Below are 20918 nucleotides of genomic sequence, written 5' to 3' on the forward strand. Positions count from 1 at the left end.
ATTCTATTCAATACTTAATTGCATAGAAATATATTGTTCGATGACCATTATGGAACGTACATAATGGGAAAATCCCGATCCTTAAAGAGGATGCCCCTAATCTTCATGTGAAAATATGATCGGAAAAGAAAGCTGGCCAATTGATGGTCAGCTTTCTTTTTGTTCCAAAACTATTTCTTCTTTAATCTCTGTTTGCAATAATAACGTTTTTCCAAAGCGACGTTTACATTCAGCCCGAACTTTTTGAATAGCTAGTAGTTGAGAAGTGGCGGGAACTGTGACGGTAGCTTGGCGAGGTTTTCGATTTTCTTCACAAAAGACACATTCCACAACATATTTAGAAATCATAATTTCATCCTTCCGTTTTTAATTTCTAAGAAGGGACTGCCTATGAAGTTGATGTATTCTTTCGTCACCGTTTTATTTTTTTCCTCTTTTTTCAAGGGGAAAATAAAAAAGAAGGCGAATTTTAGTAGGGGAGGGATGTTTATGGAGAGATGGATAGGTACGGCAGCTATATGTATGAATGACAGAAATGAAATTTTAATGGTGCTGCAAGGCAAAGAAGGGGAAGAAAAAAGGTGGTCTGTACCAAGTGGAGGACTTGAAAAGGGAGAAACACTAGAAGAATGTTGTATCAGGGAAGTTTGGGAGGAAACAGGCTACAATGTGGAAGTTGTAAATAAAATATACGAAAAAGAAGGTATTACATACGGAATTCCAGTGTATGTTCATTATTACTTTGTTAAAAAAATAGGCGGTAGTATGAAAATTCAAGATCCTGATGAGTTAATACATGAAATTGACTGGAAAGGGATACAGGAAGTCGAAAAATTATCGCTAGCTTTTCCGGAGGATTACGAGTTAATATGTCAATATATAAATGAAAAAGCAAGTATGTAAATACTTGCTTTTTAATGTATCCAAGATAAGAAAAGCGGAACGATAACTAAACTAGCACCCGCTGTTAAAAGCATGGATAAACTTGCGATTGTTCCTTCAACAGGGCCGATTTCGAATGCTTTTGATGTACCAGTTCCATTTGCGCTCGTTCCTAACATAATACCTTTTGCGAGCGCGGTTTTAATGCGGCAAATACGTATAAGGGAAGGGCCGAGTAATGCTCCTGTTAAGGCAGTTAAAACGACAAATACAGCTGTTAATTGTGACATGCCACCAATCATTTCTGAAATAGCCATTGCGATTGGTGTCGTTACAATATGCGGTGCTAAACTATGTTCTAGTGACGAATCAATTTGAAAATAATTTGCTAGTAGTGCCGAAGTAATAACTGATAAAAATGAACCAACGATGACGTTAAGTAAGATGGCAATTCCGTGTTTCTTTAATAAATCAAAGTATTTATAGATTGGCCATGCAAAAGCAACTGTTGCAGGTTTTAATAATTCTGTTAGCCATTGACCACCAGATTCATATGTTTCATAAGGTGTGTCTAGTCCAAGCAATAAAGCGATTAAAATAATGGGACAGACAAGGAGAGGAGAAAGTAAGCTCCAATTCCAACGTTGATATATTTTTTTAGATATCCAATATGTCAATAGTGTTAATTGTAAACAAAGAAAGCCGATCATTGCGTTGATCCTTTCCGCTTAAGTAGCAATTCTGTTAATAGTCCTGTTACGAGAGTAACACAAAGTGTACTAATCATAATAATTAAAATGAGATCGATTCCATATTGTGATAGTGTATCTTTGTAACGAATAACAGCGACTGCAGAAGGAATAAAAAATAAAATAAGTTCTTTTAATAAAAAGTCTGCTCCGTCCTGTATCCACTCTTTTTTAACTAGGTTAAATTTTAATGAAATTAATAATAAAAAAATACCGATTATACTTCCTGGAACTGGGAGGTGTGCCTGTTTTGCGATCCATTCACCTGTCCAAGCGAAACAAAATAATAATAAAATTTGTCCACTTAACTTCCACCATTTCATACAGTAACCACCTCTTTCTTTTTTTACATAAAAATTGTAAAAAAGAATTAACAATTTCTACTATACGTTCATTCAAAATATTTGTCTAATATATAAATTATATGTTATTAATATATTAGACGTATTAATTGAAATTGAAAAGGGTGTCCAAAATGGAATTACGGCATTTGCAATATTTTGTTGTTGTGGCAGAAGAGTTACACTTTGGACGAGCGGCTGCTCGTTTACAAATGACACAACCGCCACTTAGTCAACAAATTCAGCAATTAGAAAAAGAAATGGGAGTTCTGTTATTTTCAAGAACGAAGAGAAAGGTTGAATTAACAGAAGCAGGAGAAATGTTTTTAAAAGAAGTAAAAAAAGCGTTTGAGCAAATTGAAAAAGCAGTAGAAGTTGCACAAAGTGCGCAAAGGGGAGAAGTTGGATCACTCTCAATTGGTTTTGTAGGTGCGGCGATATATGATATTTTACCGTCTATCGTCAGGGAGTATAGAAAGAAATTTCCGAGAGTGTCTGTCGCATTACATGAATTATCTACACCAGATCAAGTGCATGCACTTCATGATAATCGTATTGATATTGGATTTTTACGGCCGCCAATTTCAACACAATTATTAGAGTTAGAACCAATTCAAAGGTTATCTTGTACTTTATGTTTGCCAAAGGCACATCCACTTGCAGAGAAAGATGAAATACATATAGAAGATTTACGCGATGAACCGTTTGTATTTATTACGAGACCAGTATGGCCGGCGTTGTATGATACAATTTTATCTCTTTGTCGAGAGGTTGGCTTTAGTCCTCAAATTGTACAAGAAGCAACAGAATATCAAACAGTTATGGGGCTTGTAGCAGCAGGGATTGGGATTACAGTAATCCCTGTATCGGCAAATAAATTATATAAAACAGAAGTTGTATATAAAGAGTTATATGATTCTAATTTTGTTGCAGAAATGTCGGTAGCTTATAAAAAAATGAATAGTAATCCAGAGCTGTTAGAGTTTTTAAAAATTGCAAGAGAGAAGAAACGAATAGAAGTAGAAGATGAGTAATATTAGTAACGGTAAATAGATTTAATTCGAATATATAAAAGTACACCTTATTAAACAATAAAGCGGAAATGCAGCTTAAGTGCATTTCTGTTTTATTTTTCTTTTTTTAGCTCGATACTGAAAAGATAAACGTGTTCATTTTCTTTTAAGAGTAGATCAATACCTGTTTCTTCATCAATTGTAGGGACGCTTACAGTTTCTTTACTTGTTTGGATTACAGCAGCTAAAATTGTTTTCTGATTATATCTTAAATTTTTTGCAGATTGAATTGTAGTAGTTGCAGAACTATTTACACCTAGAGGTGCTTCTTCAGGAGCAAGCGTTGAACCACCGTCAATATTAATATACCATTGACCTTTTTCTTTTACATCTTTATCAAATTGGAAATATGGTGGTATGAAAGAGAGTTTTATTTTCTTTTCTAGAAAATGTGATGAAGCGATGTTAGTAATCTCTTTTACTTTTTTACCATTTTGATAATAATCAATCGTAGCATTTATTTCATCTTTATCATTATTAAGTGTAACGTTATAAAACATACTATTTCCTTCTTGAATAGGCGTCATTTGTAAAATAGAAGACTGTTCTTTTGTTAACTTGTAAGCTTCTACAGAAGCAACTTCATTATTTTGTATTTGGTTACAACTAGTAAAGAAAAGTAAAGATAAGATAAATAATACGTTTATACGCATAGTATAAACCCTCCTCTTTTTACAATTATAATTTAAATATGAATAAATTCCCATTTTCCTTTCTAGGACTAAAGACTTAGAAAAGATTCAGATTGTAGTGCGATGTTTGTAATGTCATATTTTTATACACTAGTAGTATAGAATGCGTATGTTATAAGGTAGGGGAAGAAATTTATGTCTTTATGTCGGTTAGCGAGAAAAAATATAAGAACATTTGCTGTCAAAAGGATGAAGCAATTCATGTGGATTGCCATGTGTACTGCAATTTTGTTTTTTATGATGTCGCTACAATTTAATGAACTAGCGACTGGGAAAGTAGGGGCAACATTTTTGTTTCAAATGTGTTTTTACACGCTGTTTATTGTATTGATTTTTATATGTATTTTTATTACGTATAAAATGACGAATTCTCTTCTGCAAGTGAGGAGAGAGGAATTTAAATCTTATGTAGTAGGGAATATGAAAAAAAATGAAATACTATGTTTATTATGTCAGGAGCAATTATTCATTTATGGAGCAGCGTCTGTTTTCGGTCTAGTTCATGGGATGTTATTTTTGAAATTATTCACGATTATCTTTATGAAAATAGCAGGGATACAAGGGATAAATAGTGCACCAATTACAATATATGCAATAGCAGTTGTTAGTATAATTATGATGGCTGTCGTCGTATTATCGATGATGCAATGTTGTCGATTTGTTCGAAGTTTAAAAGACGGAAATTTGTTTCAGTTTGAGAAAAAGGCATGAGAAATCATGCCTTTTTCTATTTTACACATGAAAATAATCGTGTTAGAGTGAAAAGACCTGACAAAGAATGGGAAGGAAAGGTTGTATAGAATGACAAATGAACAATCAATTGTAAAAGTTGAGCGGTTAACGAAGCGAATCGGTTCAAAGACACTTGTAGAAAATATTAGTTTCGAAGTTAAAAAAGGTGAAGTTGTTGGCCTGCTAGGACCAAATGGTGCTGGAAAAACGACTTTAATGAGAATGATGGTCGGTATGATCCGTATGACAGAAGGTGAAGTATGGATTGATGGTCAATCTGTAAAACAGCAATTTGAAAAAACTGCTGCGAAAATTGGTGCAGTAATTGAGACACCGGAATTTTATCCTTTTTTGAGCGGCTACGAAAATTTAACATATTTCGGCCGAATGAATGGGAATGTGACAGAAGAACGTATCGATGAAGTAGTGAAATTGTTAGGAATGGGACAAGTAATTGACCGTAAAGTAAAAGCATATTCACTCGGTATGAGACAACGTTTAGGGATTGCTCAGGCGCTTATTCATAATCCAGATGTATTGGTACTAGATGAACCAACGAATGGACTAGACCCAAGTGGAATACATGAAATGAGAATGTACATAAAGAAAATTGCACATGAACAAGGAAAAGCAGTACTTGTATCTAGTCACTTACTTTCAGAAGTTGAATTAATGTGTGACAGAGTTATTATTATTCAACACGGAGAATATGTAGCGACGCAAAATATTCAGCATAGTCATAGTGAAGAGATGGAGACGATCCGTATACGTGTAGATGATGCAAATAAAGCAGCGGAAATGTTAGAATGTGATGTTGTAATAAAAGGTAGTGATCTACTTATCAATGTAAAAGATGAAGAAATCCCAAATGTTATTCGTACTTTGCTTGAGAAAAATATTCAAGTTTATCGTGTATATGAAGAAAGAAAAACGTTAGAAGAGCAATTTTTAGAATTAACAGGGGGAAAAGATATTGTTTAATTTAGTGTATAACGAGCTGTATAAAATATTTAAGCGTAAAAGAACGATTATTCCTTTTGCGGTTATTGCAGTATTAATAATTGGATTAGGATGGGTTACGGTAAAGTATTTAGAACCAGAAACAAAGGGTTGGAAAGCAGATTATACAGAACGTACGGTAGAAATTGAGAAAAAGCTTGGTATGAAAAAAGAAGCTATTTTAGCAGAAAGGTCGGGGGACGAGCTTGTAAAGGAATATCAGCTTAAAATGAAGCATTTAGATACGGATATAGCACCAGCAAGCAGTTCTCCACTTTCTTTCATGAGAGATACAGGTTTTATCGTATTTCCAATTTTGCTTCCATTTATCCTCGTGTATGCAAGTACAATTTTTGCGAATGAATATAGCTGGGGAACATATAAATTTTTAACAATCCGTCCGGCAAGTCGATTTAAAATTTTAACAGCAAAATTTTTAGCAATCGTTATATTTGCAGCTTTATTGTTTATATTTAATATGATTTTCTCCGCTTTAAGTGGACTTGTTATTTATAAATTCCAACAGCCTGCATGGAGTGAATTTATTTTTCAAGATGGAAATATTATAAAACAAAATATTTTTGTGGAAGTAAGTAAATATAACATTTTATCGTGGTTGCCAACTCTTGTGTACGCAGCGTTTGCATTTATGATTTCTGTGTTAACAAGATCTAGTGGGGGCGCAATCGGTATTTCACTGTTTCTTGCTTTATCAGGAAATATTGCGTTACTAGCAGCAACTAGATATAATTGGGTGAAATATTTATTGCCGGCAAACACAGATTTATACGGTATTGCCAAGAATGGAAGTTTTATTGAAGGAGTAACCTTCCCATTTGCTTCATGTATGTTATTGCTGTATTTATTTGTATTTTTAAGTATTTCCTATACAGTATTTTTAAAACGCGATTTAACTTAATAAGAAAAGCCGTTAAGTACCCCTTAACGGCTTTTTTCTATGAGAATTGTTTAAGAGCTTTTTCAGCTAGCAAAGCAAAGTATTTTGCACTTATAGGGAGTGCTCGTTCATCAATTGTAAAAGAAGGATGATGCCACTCATGTGTACCGCTCGTTCCCATAAAGACGAATGAACCTGGTATTTCTTGTTGGTAAAAGGAGAAGTCTTCTCCGGCCATTGATGGGTTAGGAGAAATAATATTTAAATTCATTTTTTCGGCAACTTGAGTAGATAAGTCGGTTAGAGATGTATCGTTATGAACAGCAGGAGGACCTGAATAAAAACGGAATTCTGTTTTTACGCCTAATGCATCAGAAACTCCTTTAATAATACGTTCCATTAAAGCTGGTATCTTTTCTCGTGTTTCATTTTGGAATGTACGAACTGTTCCTTCTAATGTTGCTTTTTCAGGAATAACGTTCCACGTATTTCCTGAATGAATGTTTGTAACACTTACAACGGCATTATGTGAAGAGCTAATATTTCGACTTACAATTGTTTGTAGTGCCATAACAATTTGAGAGGATGCGACGATAGGGTCAACACCAGCATCTGGTACAGCTGCGTGCGTCCCGACACCGTGAATTTCAATTTCAAATCGATCTACTCCAGCCATTAGTGGACCATCTTTAATGCCAATTGTACCTACTGGTAAATCAGGTTTATTATGCATACCGAAAATAGCTTGTACATCATGTAAATGTCCAGCTTCAATAACTTTGCAAGCACCGTTGCTACTTTCTTCAGCTGGTTGGAATATAAAGCGAACCGTTCCATTTAGGGAAGATTCCTTTTCTTTTAATAAGAAAGCTGTACCTAAAATAGCTGCTGTATGAAAATCATGTCCGCAAGCATGCATTTTACCTTGAATTTTTGAAGTGTATGGTAAGTTTGTTTCTTCTTGAATAGGAAGGGCATCAATATCAGCACGAATTGCTATAATTGGACCATTTTGATTACCAGAAATTTCTGCGATAATTCCTGTTTCTAAATTGGAATCAATAATAGTAATATTTGCTTCTTCTAAACAAGTTTTTATCGCTTTTGTTGTTTCAAACTCTTCATATGATAGTTCTGGATACTCATGTAAATGTCGGCGAATGGAAATAAGTTTTTCTGTTAGTTGATTTGGAATAGATGCCACGTATTATGCCCTCTTTCTTAAGCGAAGTATTTACTATAAGTATACAACAATAAAAGAGAGGATTCTCAAATGAAAATCCTCTCTCGTTAATGCCCGAGTGGTGTGAGCTAATAATCAGTGGGGATGAACAAAATCCCCACTGATTAAATTTTCACTTTATGCTGCCACTTTTTTATGTGTATGATGTTTTTGATAACGTCCACGCATTGCATATGCAATTTGCGGAATTGCAATACCGATTAAAATAAGTGATACACCTATCCACTGCGAAGATAGTACAGCTTCTTTTAAAACGAATACAGACATAATTGTTGTAACTGGTAGCTCTGCTGCACCAAGAATAGTCGCTAAGCCAGAACCGATTTTTGGAATACCAATTGTAAAGGCAATAGACGGAATAACGATACTAAATATTCCTAATCCTAAGCCATATTTCCAAAGTCCTTGAGAAATGGCACCGTTCATAATAAATGTTGGTGGGAATACGATCATAACTAAAGTTAAAGCGCCAGCCATTAACAGGACACCACGTGGTAATGAAGGTACTTCAACAGCAACTTTTCCGCTCACAAAAATGTATGTTGCAAATGTAATAGCAGATAATAGCCCTAAAATGATTCCTGTTGTATCGAAAGTACCTGCCGATTTTTCCAGTAAACCACTTGATAAAAATGTACCTACAAGTAAGAAAATAACCGAAATAACTTTTTCCCTTGAAGGTAATGTTTTTGTTACAATAGCTTCAATAATAATACCGACCCAAACGAATTGGAACAAAAGAATAATTGCGATAGAAGCTGGTACAGTTTTTAATGAAGCATAATAAAAAATTCCAGTAAAACTTGCAGATGTTCCTGCAACGAATAAAATTAATGCTTGTTTTAATGGAACGCGGTGTCTAGAAAATAGAAGTGTAATAGCGAGCAAAATAATCCAACCGAACAAATATTGGCTGCCAATTACCTCTCCAAGTGAAAATCCTTCTGCATATGCAAGTTTAACAAAAATAGCTAAAATTCCATAACTACACGCTCCTAATAAAACTAAAAGAGAATAACGAAGCATGAAAAATTCCTCCCATCTATGTGAAGTTGTTCCGTAACGAAAATATATCTAGAGGGAAGTATACAAAATTAAAAATGTAGGGTCAAATAAAAGAAAAGTGCGACATTTTATAGAATAATAATAAAAGTATGATATTTATGCATAATCTTGAAATTGTTAATTATAAAAGTATTGTAAAATCAGCTTTGTATTGTATAAAGACAGCATTTGAAAAAATATTTTTTAAATCAATATGTATATAAACGTACGTATACGTGCTAATCATTTGAGAAACTATGTTACCTTTGTTATGTTAATAACAATTAAAGGAGTTTCCTAATCCAATTGAGATTTTTCTATATAATAGAAGGAAATGAAAACGTTTTATTAGAAACTGTGAAAAAGAGTGGTTTTTCTTATTACCACGTTGTAAAAGTGAGTTCACGAATTGTTCATAGTATTTTTATGTGTTTTTGCTACAATATGTAAGGAGAGGAGTGGAATTATGCAAGATATTAGTATTTTTTTAGCGTTTGGCGCTGGGTTCTTATCATTTATTTCCCCATGTTGCTTACCGCTTTATCCGGCATTTTTATCGTACATAACAGGTATGTCGGTTTCTGAATTGAAAGAAGAAAATGCAATGCTTCGCAAAAGAAGTATGATACATACAGCGTTTTTCTTACTTGGATTTTCAATTATATTTATTGCAATTGGATTTGGTACAAGTTTTATTGGAGGAATCTTTACAGATTATAAAGATTTAATTAGACAGCTAGGTGGTATATTTATCATCGTGTTCGGTCTTATTATTGTTGGGGTATTTAAGCCGAAGTTTTTAATGCAAGATCGCAAATTTACATTTAAAAATCGTCCGAGTGGCTATTTTGGATCAGTTCTAATTGGATTGGCCTTTGCTGCAGGATGGACGCCATGTACTGGACCTATTTTAGTGTCCGTAATTGGATTAGCAGCAACAAACCCAGAATCAGCAATGATTTATATGATTGCTTACATACTTGGATTTGCTATCCCATTTTTCGTGCTTTCATTCTTTATTACGAAAATGTCTTGGATTAAAAGAAATAGTATGGCCTTTATGAAAGTCGGAGGATACATTATGATTGTCATGGGTATCTTCTTATACTTTAATTGGATGACGAAAATTATCGTATATTTCTCAAGTTTATTTGGTGGTTTTACCGGTTTTTAGTATTATTCTGTGAAAATGTTGGAAATACTAACGGAAAAGCATATAATGAAAGTATATTTTGCATATAGCCACAAAAAAGGATGAGAAAATATGAACATAGTTCTTTTATCAAGTATCGTTGCTGTTTGTATGGCTGTCGGTGCGATGTTTATTCGTTTAAAAGCAGCTAAGAAACCTGCAACATTGAAAAAAATTATACTTCCGCCATTTTTTATGAGTACGGGAGCATTGATGTATGTTTTTCCTGAATTTCGATTAACTCCAGCAGAAATGTTAGAAGCAATTGGTGTTGGTTTGATTTTCTCTATTTTTCTTATTAAAACATCTAAATTTGAAATTAGAGGACAAGAGATTTACTTGAAGCGTTCAAAAGCATTTGTTTTTATATTAATTGGATTACTTGTAGTACGGATTGTATTTAAAACATACTTAAGTCAATCTCTTGATTTAGGACAACTTAGCGGCATGTTCTTCTTACTTGCGTTTGCGATGATTGTATCATGGAGAATTGCGATGTACCGTTCCTTTACGAAATTACAGAAGGAAATGGAAAAAGAAGATGGTTTTTATAATGAAAAAGATATGAAGCTAACTTAAAACTGTATATGTATAAAATAAAAAAGACAGCGTCAAAGGCGCTGTCTTTTTTATCGAAAATAATGTGAAGTTATTTTGCGAGTAAAGACTTGTAGTTTGAATAATCAATCTCTTTTTCTTGTAGTTTTTTTACTAAAAATTTATGATCACGCTTTGGTGTGGCAATAATATATCCTTTAATAATTAAGTCTTGTGTAATTTGAGAGGCATTTTCTTGTAATGCAAGTTCTCCAATTTTACCAGCGATTTTGGATTTGGCAACGTCGCGAAATAGTTCTGGAACAGGACTTACAAGTTCTTCTAGCAATTGTTTTTGTTCGTCAGCCCATAAATGTCTCGTTTTATTTATGTAGTGTTCTTCCCAATCTAAAATGGACATACCATCTTCTTTTGGTAATCGTTTTAAAAATTTTCTGAACATAAAGTATCCACCGATAGACATAAGTCCTAATAAAATGACAGTCCATAATACAATGAACCAACTGAACCATCCTTCGAGCAAGTATATCCCCCCTTAAATGATTTCGATTTTCTTTTATTCATATTATAAACATTGAGATTCATAGAAAGCAAGAACGCTTGGTCATTTTGACCAAGCGTAATCATTTAAACAAAGTATAGTTGTTCAACACATAAATTATTATTATCGTCTTCAACATACTCAATAATAAGTGTGCCAACTTTACGATCTTTATCTTCAGTTGTGAAAATAGAGTAAGAAGTAAAACGTGCTGTTGATAGGCCGCTTATATGTGTAGGTAAAGAAATGTAGTCGTTATCGCGGAAGAATTCCATTAGTTCAATATCTTCAAATTCTTTTCGGTCAACTTGTTTGTTTGTATAGCGGCGTTGAAGTTGTTTTAAAGATTCATTCCAAGAAATTGCTTTTGTGTCGTATACCATTGTTCTATCTCCTTACTGTATGTAATCGTTAAGAACATACGTTCTAATCTAGTATACTCTTTTTATTAGAAAAGGGAAAGCAAAAAATAATGTAAGCTTGGATTTCCAAGCTTACATTATTTTTGCGTTCGTCATAATCTCTATCTTTTATTATAAGTTACATAAGAATAAGAAACAAGATGATATATATTTTGTTGATAGTTTTCAAAATTATGTATATTATCAATATATTATATGGAAAGGGAATGAGTGGGATGGCATATGTAATTTCACTACAAGGACCGATGGCAAGTGGGAAAACAACAGTAGCTAAAAGGCTAGAGCAACATGGGTTATCGGTTATATATGAAAATCCATATCGAATTGTAGAAAAGCGAAAAGAATTAAATTTAGATATGAATTCAAAAGATGGTTTTATAACAAATCAAAAAATGTTCATTGGAGCAAAAATAAAAGAGTTTCAAAATATCCAGGAATCAACGGTGATTTTTGATCGTGGGCCAGAAGATATTGAGTTCTATACACTTTTTTATCCGAAATTAATAGGAAAAGAGTGGGATATAGAAACAGAATTGCAAGATGATTTATGTGAACTAAGAAAATGCCGTTCGGATGCAATTTTTTATTTAGACGTTTCGAAAGAGAATGTATATGATAGAAAAAATAATGATAGGGTAAGAAACCGAAGTACATTTGAAGAACAACTCAAATTAGTAGAAACTGAAAAAGAATGGTATAAACAATTTCCTGTAACTTATGTGGACACGAATGCATTATCAGTGGACGAATTAGAAGCATATTTTATACGATGGCTAAAGGAGAGAGGGCTATGAAGAAAATATTATTATTCGTATACCCAACATTTGCGGAGTTTGAAATAACGGTAGCAACGGCATTGCTGAGAAATAAATATGAAATCATTACAGCAGGTTTAACTAAGGAATTGGTTATAAGTGAAACGGGGTTGCAAGTGCAGCCGCATATAGAATTAAGTGAAGTGCGTGTAGATGAGTATGAAGGGATACTTATTCCAGGTGGAGAAGAAGTACAGTTGAAAGATGCAAAACCTCTTTTTTCAATCATTCATCAATTTTATGAACAAGAAAAATTAGTGGCAGCAATTTGTGCTGGACCGTATGCTTTGGCAAAGGCAGGCTTATTGAAAGGGGGATCTTATACAGCGACCATAGATTATAAAAGATTCGATTGTTTTCCAGTAGAAAATTTCGTGTATAAAGAAGTTGTGCAGCACTCAAATATAATTACAGCACAAGGGCATGCATTTGTACCATTCGGAATAGCGATTGCTTCTTATTTTGGAGTAGCAGACGAACATAATACAAATTTTTATTGTGGTAAAGGCAATGTAGTGATGGAGAAACTTTTATGAGAAAACGTGTAAAAGCTAACATTTGCTAGCTTTTTTCTTTTTTACATCGATAAATCGCTACCGTTTTCGGATCATGCCATATACCGTTATGAAGTGATAATTCATTTTCTATTTCTTTTTGTAGCCATTCCTTCATTTCGGCGTGAAGATACATATTGTCTGGTATATTCAGTGATGGGAACATGCTAGAAATATAGTTTACGATCGGAGTAGCGTGATGAAAAACGAGTGCATTATGAATAACTGTTTCTGCAACAGTTGGAAAAACAGATTGTAATATCTCCTTACCATTTTCTAAACAAAATGGAGCAACCGCTGCTGATGTTTGCGGTAAATCAAATGCGGCTAACATCTTGTTACACATTTCAACTATACGAGGTAATGAAACGTTAGAATTTGTTGTAGCTAAAAGTGTACCGCCAGGACGAATGACTTTATAAAAGTCTTGAATGGTTCTTTTTACATCTTTCACGTGGTATAACATATGTCTTGCGATTATCCAGTCATAACAATTATCTTCGAATGGAAGTTTACTAGCATCACCCTGTTTCCATTCAATTCTATTACTTTTTTTAGCGGCTTCAGAAAGCATGGCTTTCGATTGATCAAATCCGGTTAATTGGCCTTTATGACCGTTAGTTTGTAAAAGGGAAAGGGATTTTCCGCTCGCGCACCCAACTTCTAATATGTTTTCTTTTCCTTGAAGTTGTAAATGTTCAAGGACGACTTCATCTAAATTCACTTGTTTCTCTTCGAAACGTTTATGCGTATGGATACGTGTTTGTAAATGGTTGCTGACGCTGTATTGGCGTTTTACATCATTCATTTTTTCGGATTCCACCTTCGTGCAAAATTGCTGAATCGCATGTGTTAATACATCTGTCTTCTTTAAGCCTTCGTAATGGAGTGCTGCTTCAAACCTTTCAAGTAAATTTTCTTCAATTCGAAAATGAATATCTTTTCGTTTCGCCACTGAAAACTCGCCTCTTTTCATCTGTTAGTGAAAATATAGCATGCCTGGAAATTTTGTGTAAATAATTTGTGTACATAAAATTAGGGGAGGTGAAAAAATGTTTGAATATGAGTTTAAACTATTGACGATTTAACCGTTTTCATTTATTCTTAAATTAAGAAATATTCAAATAATTAAAAGAAATGAGAGAGTCACATGCTTCTTCAAGGAACACATCGAATTGGTCGTATGGCCATGCTGTTGGCACTTGCGGATGAGAATGAAAGCCCTGTATTATCTATTCCAAAAGGTTGGAAATATTGTACAGGGAAAGTGGGTTCTATGAATTCGCAAAAGGTCGTAGCGGCAATGGAAACAGCGGCTAAAAGCAACCGAGTTATTGAAACGGATGTTTACAGAGAAACACATGCACTTTATCATGCAATAATGGAAGCTTTGTACGGAGTGACGAGAGGTCAAATTCAGTTAGCAGACGTTCTTCGTACAGTAGGACTTCGTTTTGCAATTGTGCGCGGTACACCATACGACGGAAAAAAAGAAGGCGAATGGGTTGCTGTTGCACTTTATGGAACGATTGGTGCACCTGTAAAAGGATCTGAGCATGAGGCGATTGGTTTAGGAATTAATCACATATGATTTGCCCATAGTCTATTAGTTAGAAGGGGGCCTTACTTTTTAGGACAGAAGTCTGTCTTAAAAAGATAAGGTCCCCTTTTGCCTTTTTAAGGAGGAAAAAAGAATGATTACGTTAACAGGACATACATTGACAGTTGAAGAAATGAAGAAGTTATTACTTGAAGGGGAAGGTGTAACAGCTTGCCCAACTAGTATGCAAAAGGTGGCGGAGTGTCGCGAAGTAGTTGAGAAAATCGTAGAAGACGGAAAAGTTGTTTACGGTATTACAACTGGATTTGGAAAGTTTAGTGATGTGCTTATTCAAAAAGAGGATGTAAAGGCACTTCAACATAATTTAATTCAGTCACATGCATGCGGGATAGGTGATCCATTCCCGGAAGAAGTATCTCGCGGTATGTTAATTTTACGAGCGAACACGATGCTTAAAGGAGTATCTGGCGTTAGACCGCTTGTTGTAAATATGCTTCTTGAGTTTGTAAATCGCAAAATTCACCCAGTCGTTCCGCAACAAGGTTCACTTGGTGCGAGTGGAGACTTAGCACCTTTATCTCATCTTGCGCTTGTATTATTAGGCGAAGGTGAAGTGTTCTATAAGGGGAAACGAGTTCATGCGATGGTTGCTCTTACAGAAGAAGGTCTTGAACCGATTGAACTTGAAGCGAAAGAAGGGCTTGCATTAATCAATGGTACGCAGGCGATGACAGCGCAAGGAGTTCTTTCTTATATAGAAGCAGAAGCAACTGCATATCAAGCGGAATTAATTGCTTCGATGACAATTGAAGGATTACAAGGCATTATTGATGCATTTGATGAAAATGTTCATAAAGCACGTGGTTATAAAGAGCAAGTGGAAGTCGCGAGCAGAATTCGTGACATCCTTCAAGATAGTAAGTTAACAACAAAACAAGGAGAACTACGTGTACAGGATGCATATTCACTTCGCTGTATCCCGCAAGTACACGGTGCTTCTTGGCAAGTTTTAAATTATGTGAAAGAAAAATTAGAAATTGAAATGAATGCAGCAACAGATAATCCACTTATCTTTGATGGCGGAGAAAAAGTAATTTCGGGTGGTAATTTCCATGGTCAACCGATTGCGTTTGCGATGGACTTCTTAAAAGTAGGAATGGCGGAACTTGCAAATATTTCAGAGCGTCGTATTGAGCGTTTAGTAAATCCGCAATTAAATGATTTACCTCCATTTTTAAGTCCAGAACCAGGACTGCAGTCTGGTGCAATGATTATGCAATACGCAGCTGCTTCACTTGTTTCTGAAAATAAAACGTTAGCACATCCGGCGAGTGTTGATTCAATACCGTCATCAGCTAACCAAGAAGATCACGTAAGTATGGGAACAATCGCTTCACGCCATGCACATCAAATTATTCAAAATGTAAGACGTGTTCTTTCAATTGAGATGATTTGTGCGATGCAAGCAGCGGAATATCGCGGAATTGAAAACATGAGTACAGTGACGAAGAGCTTCTACCATCAAGGCCGTCAGCAAGTACCTTCTATTACAAATGACCGTATATTCTCAACAGATATTGAAAATATTACGCATTGGTTAAAAACGAATGATTCGATAAAAGAAAGATTAGATGTAAACGCAGCACTATAAAATGAGAAAAGGGAGAGATTGAAATGGAAAAAGTAAAACAAACAATTCGCGCGCCAAGAGGTACGGAGTTACAAACGAAAGGGTGGGTTCAAGAAGCTGCACTTCGTATGTTAATGAACAATTTAGATCCTGAAGTTGCTGAAAAGCCAGAAGAATTAGTTGTATATGGCGGAATTGGCCGTGCGGCTCGTAACTGGGAAAGCTATCAGGCGATTGTAGATTCATTAAAAACGTTAGAAAGCGATGAAACGTTACTTGTTCAATCAGGGAAACCAGTAGCAATCTTCAAATCACATGAAGATGCACCTCGCGTTCTGTTAGCGAACTCAAACTTAGTACCAAAATGGGCGAACTGGGATCACTTCCGTGAACTAGAGAAAAAAGGTCTTATGATGTACGGACAAATGACAGCAGGTAGCTGGATTTACATTGGGACACAAGGTATTTTACAAGGAACATATGAAACGTTTGGTGAAGCGGCTCGTCAACATTTCGGTGGTTCATTAAAAGGTACATTAACACTTACTGCCGGCTTAGGTGGTATGGGTGGTGCACAACCTCTTGCTGTAACGATGAACGGCGGTGTTGTAATTGCTATTGATGTTGATAAGCGCAGCATCGATCGTCGTATTGAAAAGAGATATTGTGACATGTATACAGAATCATTAGAAGAAGCATTAACTGTTGCGAACGAGTATAAAGAGAAGAAAGAACCAATTTCAATTGGCTTATTAGGAAATGCAGCGGAGATTTTACCAGAACTAGTGAAGCGTAATATTACGCCAGATTTAGTTACGGATCAAACATCTGCTCATGATCCATTAAACGGTTATATTCCAGTAGGCTACACATTAGAAGAAGCAGCAAAACTTCGTGAAGAAGATCCAGAACGTTACGTACAATTATCAAAAGAAAGCATGACAAAACATGTGGAAGCAATGCTTGCGATGCAAGAAAAAGGCGCAATTACATTTGATTATGGAAATAACATTCGCCAAGTTGCTTTTGATGAAGGTTTGAAGAATGCTTTCGATTTCCCAGGATTCGTTCCAGCATTTATTCGTCCATTATTCTGTGAAGGAAAGGGACCATTCCGCTGGGTAGCACTTTCTGGTGATCCAGAAGATATTTATAAAACAGACGAAGTAATTTTACGTGAGTTCGCTGATAATGAACATTTATGTAACTGGATTCGTATGGCACGTCAACAAGTTGAGTTCCAAGGACTTCCATCGCGTATTTGTTGGTTAGGTTACGGTGAGCGTGCGAAGTTTGGCCGAATTATTAATGAAATGGTGGCGAATGGTGAATTATCAGCACCGATCGTTATCGGCCGTGACCATTTAGATTGCGGATCAGTAGCATCTCCAAACCGTGAAACGGAATCTATGAAAGACGGTAGTGATGCAGTAGCAGATTGGCCAATTTTAAATGCATTAATTAATAGTGTAAACGGTGCAAGCTGGGTATCTGTTCACCACGGTGGTGGCGTTGGCATGGGGTATTCACTTCACGCTGGAATGGTTATCGTTGCAGATGGAACAGAAGCGGCAGCAAAACGTATTGAGCGCGTATTAACTTCTGACCCTGGAATGGGTGTTGTTCGTCACGTAGATGCTGGATATGACTTAGCTGTTGAAACAGCGAAAGAAAAAGGCGTTAACATTCCAATGATGAAATAAGGAGGAGAAAACATGCTGGACACTTTACTAATAAATATCGGTCAATTACTAACAATGGATCAAGAAGATGGCTTGTTAAGACGGGAAGCGATGAACACGCTTCCTGTTATTGAAAACGGTGTGGTTGGAATTGAAAATGGCGTAATCACTTTCGTTGGAACAGCGGAAGAAGCAAAAGGAATACAAGCGAAAGAAGTTATTGATTGCGGCGGTAAAATGGTTTCTCCTGGTCTTGTTGACCCGCATACTCATCTTGTATTTGGTGGATCTCGTGAAAATGAAATCGCGCTAAAATTACAAGGAGTTCCGTACTTAGAAATTTTAGACCAAGGTGGAGGCATTCTTTCGACTGTAAACGCAACGAAACAAGCATCGAAAGAAGAACTTGTTCAAAAAGCGAAATTTCATTTAGACCGTATGCTATCTTTCGGTGTGACAACTGTAGAAGCGAAGAGTGGTTACGGATTAGATGATGAGACGGAATGGAAACAATTAGAGGCAACTGCACAATTACAAAAAGAGCACCCAATCGATTTAGTTTCAACATTTTTAGGTGCCCATGCAGTTCCGAAAGAGTATAAAGGAAGATCAAAAGAATTTTTAAAATGGATGCTAGACCTACTGCCAGAAATGAAAGAGAAGCAATTAGCGGAATTCGTTGATATTTTCTGCGAAACAGGTGTGTTCTCTGTAGAAGAATCAAAAGAGTTTTTATTAAAAGCGAAAGAACTTGGCTTTGACGTGAAAATTCATGCAGATGAAATCGACCCTCTTGGTGGTGCGGAAGCAGCAGCTGAAATTGGTGCAGCATCAGCGGACCATTTAGTTGGCGCTTCTGATAAAGGAATTGAAATGCTTGCAAACTCTAATACAGTAGCAACGCTATTACCAGGAACAACTTTCTATTTAAATAAAGAAAGCTTTGCTCGCGGTCGTAAAATGATTGATGAAGGTGTTGCAGTTGCGTTAGCTACAGACTTTAACCCAGGCAGCTGTCCAACTGAAAACATTCAGCTTATTATGAGCATCGCAATGCTCAAACTGAAAATGACACCAGAAGAAGTTTGGAACGCGGTAACAGTTAACTCTTCGTATGCTATTAATCGAGGTGATGTAGCTGGGAAAATTAGAGTTGGTCGCAAGGCAGATTTAGTTTTATGGGATGCTTACAATTTTGCTTACGTACCGTATCATTACGGCGTAAGTCATGTGAATACAGTATGGAAGAATGGTAATATCGCATATACAAGAGGTGAACGATCGTGGAGCACGGCCACTATTTAAAGAAAAATGCAAAGTTTATTGATCGTGAAGTGACGAAATGGAGTGAGATGATTAAAGATTGGGAGGAAGGCGTGGAAATATTCGGTGCTGCCTTAATTGGAGCACCTCTTTCTAAACCATCTATTAGTCATTCAGGAGCAAGTTTTGCTCCAAAAACAATTCGTGCGATGTTAGATGCATATAGCACGTATGCAATTACAGAAGAACACGATATGAAAGAAAGTGTTTTATATGATTGCGGTGATATTACGATGCATGTGACAAATATAAAAGAAAGTCATGACCGAATTGCGAAAACGGTTGGGCATCTAACGAAAGTAAATCCAAACATGATACCAATCGTTCTTGGCGGGGACCATTCGATTAGTTTTCCGAGTATAACAGGATTTGCAAATAGTAAAGGAAAGATCGGTATTATTCAATTTGATGCTCATCATGATTTGCGTAATTTAGATGATGGTGGTCCATCAAATGGTACACCGTTCCGTAGTTTACTAGAAAATGGTGTCATTACAGGAAAACAACTCGTTCAAATTGGAATTCGTAATTTTTCTAATGCACGTGCGTACCATGAATATGCAAAAGAGCACGGTGTGACAGTGTATACAATGAAAGATGTACGAGAGCGAGAAATAAAAGATATTATGACAGAAAGCATTGAAGTATTAAGAAAACAAGGTGTGACTTCTATTTACATTTCTCTTGATATGGATGTACTAGATCAAGCATTCGCGCCAGGTTGTCCAGCAATTGGCCCTGGAGGAATGGATAGCTCAACTTTACTTGATGCGATTGAATTTATTGGCAAAGAACCCCTCGTGCAAGGGATGGATATAGTAGAAATTGATCCAACTCTTGATTTCAGGGATATGACGAGCAGAGTAGCTGCGCAAGTAATTATGAGTTTTCTTTTAGCGCGAGAAACGATTCGTAAGCAAGTTAGTATATAGGTTGGAAATTAAAAGTGAATCTTTAGCTATGTCTTATAAAAACACATTACTACTTATATTGTAGTAATGTGTTTTTGTATTGTAAGAGGTTTGTAAAATTAAAATGGGTGCTTATGAAAAAGTTGGAGGAATTGCGGTTTTGTAGTGTTATTTTGTGGATTAATTAAATTGTTTTGAATGAATTGACACAGGAAATAATTTTATGATAAAATATAAATTTTGCTAAAAAAATGAATATATGTTAAGCTTGAGAAGGTTACCATATATGGAGGTGGATTATTTGTTTCAAATTGGCGATAACATTGTGTATCCAATGCAGGGAGCAGGTATAATTAAAGCCATAGAAGAGAAAGAAATCGCAGGAAAAAAACAACAATATTATGTTATAAAAATGTCGGCTAATAATATGGAAATAATGATTCCTGAAGGGAAAATATTGAATTCAAATATACGACCAGTTACGGATATCACGGCATTAATACACATAATAGATATTTTTCAGCATGGGGAATCAGATAGATTACTTACGTGGAAACAAAGGTATAAAGTGAACACTGATAAAATAAAAACGGGTAAAATGCAAGAAGGTGCTGAAGTTGTGCGTGATTTAATGCGTATACAAAAAGAAAAAGCACTTAATGCAAGCGAAAAGAAAATGTTAGATAACGCACATGAATTTTTGATTAGTGAACTTGGATTAATTGAAGGTATCACAGAAAATCAAATAAAAAGCTTTTGTTAAGGTTCATTACAAATAATGTATTGCATCCCAAAAAAGGTCTTGAATTTTTTGGGAACATAATTATAGGCAATTAATCATTTCAAAGACATTCAACTCTTTCAAACCACTTTTAAAGCATTAACCTCTTTTGTTATTACTACAATCAAATCCATTTTTATTTTAAATTTCTTTTACGAATGTTCGAAGTTTAATTCAATACTTCGATAAAATAGTTACTTGATTTTTGCAATCCTGATTCACACTGGCACGGACGAGGAGCCGTAAGGATGAAAGAGAGGTAGGGCTTTCATTGTTTTAGGTATATAAGTTATTA

At 35.3% G+C, this 20918-nt stretch carries 25 protein-coding genes; 16 read left to right on the plus strand and 9 right to left on the minus strand.

Annotation, left to right across the window (positions count from 1 at the left end):
- Nucleotides 1-147: 147 nt before the first annotated feature.
- Nucleotides 148-348 carry a DUF3903 domain-containing protein gene (locus ACS2MN_RS25850; protein ID WP_000624209.1) on the minus strand — a complete coding sequence of 67 codons (201 nt, stop codon included), beginning with the start codon at nt 346-348 and terminating at the stop codon, nt 148-150.
- A gap of 141 nt (nt 349-489) precedes the next feature.
- Here ACS2MN_RS25850 and ACS2MN_RS25855 point away from each other — a divergent pair, with 141 nt between their 5' ends.
- Entirely contained in the window at nt 490-903 is a 414-nt protein-coding gene (locus tag ACS2MN_RS25855) for an NUDIX hydrolase (RefSeq protein ID WP_000442987.1), read from the plus strand.
- 11 nt (nt 904-914) lie between these two features.
- Here the strand turns inward: ACS2MN_RS25855 and ACS2MN_RS25860 are convergent, their stop codons facing one another.
- Together ACS2MN_RS25860 and ACS2MN_RS25865 are read right to left on the minus strand one after the other, a co-directional pair.
- On the minus strand, nt 915-1592 hold the full coding sequence (locus ACS2MN_RS25860; RefSeq protein WP_000578973.1) for an LrgB family protein: 678 nt from the start codon (nt 1590-1592) through the stop codon (nt 915-917).
- Entirely contained in the window at nt 1589-1954 is a 366-nt protein-coding gene (locus tag ACS2MN_RS25865) for a CidA/LrgA family holin-like protein (protein WP_000872363.1), read from the minus strand. The genes ACS2MN_RS25860 and ACS2MN_RS25865 overlap by 4 nt, the downstream gene beginning before the upstream one ends.
- Before the next feature lie 152 nt (nt 1955-2106).
- On the opposite strand from ACS2MN_RS25865, the gene alsR reads away from it, so the two are divergent.
- Nucleotides 2107-3006, plus strand: coding sequence for an acetoin biosynthesis transcriptional regulator AlsR (alsR, locus tag ACS2MN_RS25870; protein ID WP_000423218.1), 900 nt, complete (start codon nt 2107-2109; stop codon nt 3004-3006).
- 92 nt (nt 3007-3098) lie between these two features.
- On the opposite strand, the gene ACS2MN_RS25875 is transcribed toward alsR, so the two are convergent.
- The gene (locus ACS2MN_RS25875) at nt 3099-3698 is read right to left on the minus strand and encodes a histidine kinase (RefSeq protein ID WP_098805217.1); all 600 of its coding nucleotides are present in this window, start codon (nt 3696-3698) and stop codon (nt 3099-3101) included.
- Between the two features lie 174 nt (nt 3699-3872).
- Between ACS2MN_RS25875 and ACS2MN_RS25880 the strand changes: the two genes are divergently transcribed.
- The 3 genes from ACS2MN_RS25880 to ACS2MN_RS25890 all read left to right on the plus strand — a co-directional run bounded on the left by ACS2MN_RS25880 (nt 3873) and on the right by ACS2MN_RS25890 (nt 6387).
- The gene (locus tag ACS2MN_RS25880) at nt 3873-4448 is read left to right on the plus strand and encodes an FtsX-like permease family protein (RefSeq protein WP_000050642.1); all 576 of its coding nucleotides are present in this window, start codon (nt 3873-3875) and stop codon (nt 4446-4448) included.
- A gap of 90 nt (nt 4449-4538) precedes the next feature.
- The gene (locus ACS2MN_RS25885) at nt 4539-5450 is read left to right on the plus strand and encodes an ABC transporter ATP-binding protein (protein ID WP_000180634.1); all 912 of its coding nucleotides are present in this window, start codon (nt 4539-4541) and stop codon (nt 5448-5450) included.
- Nucleotides 5443-6387 (plus strand): ABC transporter permease, encoded by a 945-nt coding sequence (locus tag ACS2MN_RS25890; protein ID WP_098805216.1) that lies wholly within the window; start codon nt 5443-5445, stop codon nt 6385-6387. Before ACS2MN_RS25885 ends, ACS2MN_RS25890 begins: the two co-directional genes overlap by 8 nt.
- 37 nt (nt 6388-6424) lie before the next feature.
- Here the strand turns inward: ACS2MN_RS25890 and ACS2MN_RS25895 are convergent, their stop codons facing one another.
- Together ACS2MN_RS25895 and ACS2MN_RS25900 are read right to left on the minus strand one after the other, a co-directional pair.
- The gene (locus ACS2MN_RS25895; protein ID WP_000146708.1) at nt 6425-7570 is read right to left on the minus strand and encodes a M20 peptidase aminoacylase family protein; all 1146 of its coding nucleotides are present in this window, start codon (nt 7568-7570) and stop codon (nt 6425-6427) included.
- A gap of 156 nt (nt 7571-7726) precedes the next feature.
- Complete coding sequence (locus tag ACS2MN_RS25900; protein WP_000947021.1) at nt 7727-8635, minus strand: EamA family transporter; 909 nt, start codon at nt 8633-8635, stop codon at nt 7727-7729.
- A gap of 318 nt (nt 8636-8953) precedes the next feature.
- Between ACS2MN_RS25900 and ACS2MN_RS25905 the strand changes: the two genes are divergently transcribed.
- The 3 genes from ACS2MN_RS25905 (at nt 8954) to ACS2MN_RS25915 (ending at nt 10424) form a co-directional block, all read left to right on the plus strand.
- Nucleotides 8954-9103, plus strand: coding sequence for a peptidase T (locus ACS2MN_RS25905; protein ID WP_088055905.1), 150 nt, complete (start codon nt 8954-8956; stop codon nt 9101-9103).
- 16 nt (nt 9104-9119) lie between these two features.
- A complete protein-coding gene (gene ccdA / locus ACS2MN_RS25910; RefSeq protein WP_001152675.1) occupies nt 9120-9827 on the plus strand; it encodes a cytochrome c-type biogenesis protein CcdA in 708 nt (235 codons plus the stop codon).
- 90 nt (nt 9828-9917) lie between these two features.
- Nucleotides 9918-10424: a CcdC family protein gene (locus ACS2MN_RS25915; RefSeq protein ID WP_001028440.1), complete on the plus strand. Its 507-nt coding sequence runs from the start codon at nt 9918-9920 to the stop codon at nt 10422-10424.
- Between the two features lie 70 nt (nt 10425-10494).
- Here ACS2MN_RS25915 and ACS2MN_RS25920 read toward each other — a convergent pair whose 3' ends face one another.
- Both ACS2MN_RS25920 and ACS2MN_RS25925 read right to left on the minus strand, forming a co-directional pair.
- Nucleotides 10495-10926, minus strand: a complete 432-nt coding sequence (locus ACS2MN_RS25920) for a DUF2621 domain-containing protein (RefSeq protein ID WP_000889376.1) — start codon at nt 10924-10926, stop codon at nt 10495-10497.
- Between the two features lie 104 nt (nt 10927-11030).
- Entirely contained in the window at nt 11031-11327 is a 297-nt protein-coding gene (locus tag ACS2MN_RS25925) for a hypothetical protein (RefSeq protein ID WP_000262403.1), read from the minus strand.
- Between the two features lie 245 nt (nt 11328-11572).
- Here ACS2MN_RS25925 and ACS2MN_RS25930 point away from each other — a divergent pair, with 245 nt between their 5' ends.
- Both ACS2MN_RS25930 and ACS2MN_RS25935 read left to right on the plus strand, forming a co-directional pair.
- Entirely contained in the window at nt 11573-12160 is a 588-nt protein-coding gene (locus ACS2MN_RS25930) for an AAA family ATPase (RefSeq protein ID WP_070173654.1), read from the plus strand.
- Entirely contained in the window at nt 12157-12717 is a 561-nt protein-coding gene (locus tag ACS2MN_RS25935) for a DJ-1/PfpI family protein (RefSeq protein ID WP_000722219.1), read from the plus strand. The genes ACS2MN_RS25930 and ACS2MN_RS25935 overlap by 4 nt, the downstream gene beginning before the upstream one ends.
- A 25-nt stretch (nt 12718-12742) precedes the next feature.
- Here ACS2MN_RS25935 and ACS2MN_RS25940 read toward each other — a convergent pair whose 3' ends face one another.
- Complete coding sequence (locus ACS2MN_RS25940; RefSeq protein WP_142336567.1) at nt 12743-13690, minus strand: class I SAM-dependent methyltransferase; 948 nt, start codon at nt 13688-13690, stop codon at nt 12743-12745.
- Between the two features lie 195 nt (nt 13691-13885).
- Here ACS2MN_RS25940 and hutP point away from each other — a divergent pair, with 195 nt between their 5' ends.
- The 6 genes from hutP (at nt 13886) to ACS2MN_RS25970 (ending at nt 20605) form a co-directional block, all read left to right on the plus strand.
- Nucleotides 13886-14326 (plus strand): hut operon transcriptional regulator HutP, encoded by a 441-nt coding sequence (gene hutP / locus ACS2MN_RS25945; RefSeq protein ID WP_000926519.1) that lies wholly within the window; start codon nt 13886-13888, stop codon nt 14324-14326.
- A gap of 103 nt (nt 14327-14429) precedes the next feature.
- A complete protein-coding gene (gene hutH, locus ACS2MN_RS25950; protein WP_000631858.1) occupies nt 14430-15947 on the plus strand; it encodes a histidine ammonia-lyase in 1518 nt (505 codons plus the stop codon).
- A gap of 23 nt (nt 15948-15970) precedes the next feature.
- A complete protein-coding gene (gene hutU, locus ACS2MN_RS25955; RefSeq protein ID WP_000416716.1) occupies nt 15971-17629 on the plus strand; it encodes a urocanate hydratase in 1659 nt (552 codons plus the stop codon).
- Between the two features lie 12 nt (nt 17630-17641).
- Nucleotides 17642-18913: an imidazolonepropionase gene (gene hutI, locus ACS2MN_RS25960; protein WP_098805215.1), complete on the plus strand. Its 1272-nt coding sequence runs from the start codon at nt 17642-17644 to the stop codon at nt 18911-18913.
- Nucleotides 18892-19863, plus strand: coding sequence for a formimidoylglutamase (hutG, locus tag ACS2MN_RS25965; RefSeq protein ID WP_000399847.1), 972 nt, complete (start codon nt 18892-18894; stop codon nt 19861-19863). The genes hutI and hutG overlap by 22 nt, the downstream gene beginning before the upstream one ends.
- A 280-nt stretch (nt 19864-20143) precedes the next feature.
- A complete protein-coding gene (locus tag ACS2MN_RS25970) occupies nt 20144-20605 on the plus strand; it encodes a CarD family transcriptional regulator (protein ID WP_000486323.1) in 462 nt (153 codons plus the stop codon).
- Nucleotides 20606-20918: the final 313 nt, after the last annotated feature.

This window comes from Bacillus cereus group sp. BceL062 (genome assembly GCF_051780025.1).
In the GTDB taxonomy this organism is placed as follows: domain Bacteria; phylum Bacillota; class Bacilli; order Bacillales; family Bacillaceae_G; genus Bacillus_A; species Bacillus_A toyonensis.